The sequence below is a fragment of the Vibrio sp. 378 genome (genome assembly GCF_033339435.1).
Map to the genome: position 1 here is coordinate 1 of NZ_JAWOUO010000168.1, position 1,037 is coordinate 1,037.

The 1,037-nt window shown below is 44.2% G+C and carries 1 protein-coding gene; it reads left to right on the forward strand.

Features of this window, described 5'->3' with window-relative positions; translation table 11 throughout:
* The first annotated feature begins 43 nt into the window (after positions 1-43).
* A complete protein-coding gene (locus R7Q48_RS24895; protein ID WP_258679200.1) occupies positions 44-949 on the forward strand; it encodes a hydrogen peroxide-inducible genes activator in 906 nt (301 codons plus the stop codon).
* The last annotated feature ends 88 nt before the right edge of the window (positions 950-1,037 follow it).

Consider the following 1,037-nt stretch of genomic DNA (forward strand, 5'->3'; position numbering starts at 1 on the left):
TATTAACTCGATCACTGGAACAGCGGTAGATACAAATACAATTATGAATAAATGGCCCAGTCTGAAGCAGTTACATTATTTAGTGACACTGCATGAAACTCGACATTTTAGCGAGGCAGCAGAACGCTGCTTTGTCAGTCAATCAACGTTAAGTAAAGGGATTCAGAATCTTGAAGAGTTGATCGGTTGTCCGCTTTACGAAAAGAAAGACAAGAAAAGCCCGTTGGTTTTTACCCAGACGGGAGAAATGGTCGTAAAGCAAGGTCGAGAGCTATTGGCCAAAGGACAAGATTTAGTAGAACTTGGCCGATTATGTCAGGGCGATGATATGAAAGGCCAGTTGAAGGTTGGGTGTATTCCAACGATTGCACCGTTCTTATTGTGTGACCTCGTCCAAGAGGTGAATTATCGATTCCCTCAACTAAACCTTCTATTAAGAGAAGACACCACCACCAATTTGTTGCAAGCGCTGCGCCATGGTGAGTTAGAGGTACTGATCTTAGCGTTGCCAGTTGAAATCGATGGTATGGAGAGTCGCGTCGTCGGCAAAGATCCGTTCCGTATGGTGATCAGTGCAAACCAAGTCGATTCGATTCCTGTACCGATCCGTTATGACGATCTGCCGGATGAGTCGGTGTTCCTATTAGAGAAAGAGCATTGTTTAACTGAACATGCAGTTTCCGCTTGTAAGCTGACCGATAAAGAGAAAATTAACCCGTTTACGGCAACCAGCTTACATACCTTGGTGCAGATGGTCGCGAACGGCTTAGGTACCACTTTTATTCCTCAAATGGCAATCGAACACGGCTTGTTACACAACCAAAATTTGGTGGTGATCGACCCTCCTGGCCAGCAAGCGTATCGCGAAATTGGTTTGGTTTGGCGCCCTAGTTCATCAAGAACAAACACTTTTAACCAACTTGCAGATGTGGTTTCCGAACTGCTTTAGCTATTAGTATTAGCCTTTACTTCCTCACTATTTCTCTAAAAGCGCACTGGAAACGGTGCGCTTTCTAGTATTTTATTCTGTTGGTAAA

What these genes read in the sequence shown, in the direction of transcription:
- R7Q48_RS24895 (WP_258679200.1), top strand. Translation starts at nt 44, where the DNA reads ATGAATAAATGGCCCAGTCTGAAGCAGTTACATTATTTAGTGACACTG.